The organism is uncultured Paracoccus sp. (assembly GCF_947487305.1).
Classification (GTDB): Bacteria; Pseudomonadota; Alphaproteobacteria; order Rhodobacterales; family Rhodobacteraceae; genus Paracoccus.
In genome coordinates, this window is sequence record NZ_CANKWH010000073.1 from 1 (window position 1) to 866 (window position 866).

Sequence of the window (866 nt, forward strand, 5' to 3'; positions counted from 1 at the left end):
TGCTTGAAAGTCACGCCGATAACCAGGAACTGGGCGACCAGCAGAAACGCCGCCAACAGCAATGGGCGGAATGGCGGACGGGCGGGCATGGTGTGGCTGTCTGACATGGCGGGCAATCGGTGGGAAACAGGTTCTGAAATGAGCAGGCCCGCCGTAAGCGGGCCTGTCAAGCTGCCGAAAGGTCAATCCCGATCAGTGGGCGCGACGGCGGCGCTCCCAGGTCAGCAGCACGATGGCGGCCAGCGCAGCGATGGCCGCTGTGCCTTCCAGGGCGCTGATTTCAGGGACTCGGACCGGCCGCGGACCCATGTTGGCGAAAGCAACGCCGCTCGCCAGTGCGGTGGTCAGGCTGGCAACGACGCCAGTCAGAGCGATTTTTTTCATCTTAGAGCTCCTTCAGGTTTACCAGACGGTAGTCCAAGTTACCGTCACTCTTCACGACAGAACCGCACCTGCGATCCCGATCCCGGCACTTGGACGCCGGAATATCTGCCGCGCCGCCAATGCTGGCGGCGCGGCCTTTGCAGGCATCAGAAGCAGAAGCAATCCTGAGCCAGAGCGTCGAAGGCGACGCCGACGATCAATGGCTGCGCATTGCCTGCCAGTTCGGCCTCGTCCGTCGGGTCAAGGATCAGGCCGATGATATCGCCTTCGCCTGCCTCGAAACCTTCACCGTTGGCCAGTGCGAGCTGATAGATTTCCAGCGCATTGGCCTCGGTGCCCAAACCGGGTGCAACGAAAGCGAAGTCATCCGTCAACTGCCAGATCGCGCCCTGGATTTCGGCTTCCGTATAGGTTTGGCCTGCACCATCCCCGTTGTTCTGGGAACTGAAGTCCTGGTTCAGAATCCAGTTGATCAGGTCCAG

2 protein-coding genes are annotated in these 866 nt (G+C 61.1%); both read right to left on the minus strand.

Annotated elements, in window-relative coordinates:
- Positions 1–192 precede the first annotated feature (192 nt).
- Complete coding sequence (locus Q1A36_RS21305; protein WP_299848179.1) at positions 193–384, minus strand: VPEID-CTERM sorting domain-containing protein; 192 nt, start codon at positions 382–384, stop codon at positions 193–195.
- Between the two features lie 146 nt (positions 385–530).
- Positions 531–866, minus strand: a 336-nt coding sequence (locus Q1A36_RS21310) for a hypothetical protein (RefSeq protein WP_299848181.1), incomplete at its 5' end; no start/stop codon positions are given.

Coding starts and splice junctions, on each gene's coding strand:
- Q1A36_RS21305 (WP_299848179.1), bottom strand. CDS start 384: ATGAAAAAAATCGCTCTGACTGGCGTCGTTGCCAGCCTGACCACCGCA.